Origin of the sequence: Stenotrophomonas maltophilia group sp. RNC7 (assembly GCF_030910085.1) — a bacterium.
Classification (GTDB): Bacteria; Pseudomonadota; Gammaproteobacteria; order Xanthomonadales; family Xanthomonadaceae; genus Stenotrophomonas; species Stenotrophomonas sepilia.
Window position 1 is genome coordinate 1 of sequence record NZ_JAVFVN010000052.1, and the last position, 398, is coordinate 398.

General features: G+C 40.7%; 1 pseudogene. It reads right to left on the reverse strand.

The features are described from left to right. Positions 1–398, reverse strand: a pseudogene (locus RCF13_RS00300) (hypothetical protein); the annotation flags it as partial.

Sequence of the window (398 nt, forward strand, 5' to 3'; positions counted from 1 at the left end):
TATAATTGTTTGATCGTCTATCTCAAGCTCATACTCTCTAGCGCCAGCAACAGAGTCCCACATCAGGATGATTTGGGTATCCTTCGGTATACCATATAAATTTTGCGGTATATCTGGCAATGTAGTCTTAGCAATGATATCCGTCCACTTTCCAGCACCACTTGAATTTTTAGCTCTTACTCTATAGGTACGTTGTGTGTTTGAATTCACATCTGTATCTGTAAAGGTTGGTGATGATCCAACATTTACTGAATTCCCTTGGATTTCAATATCATACCCTGTGGCTCCCCTAACTGGATTCCAGGTTAACGTGTTTGATGTACTAGTAGATGTAACCTGAATAGATTCCGGTATACCTGGTAGTGTCCAGCTTCTTATGGTTTTACTCCATTCTCCCG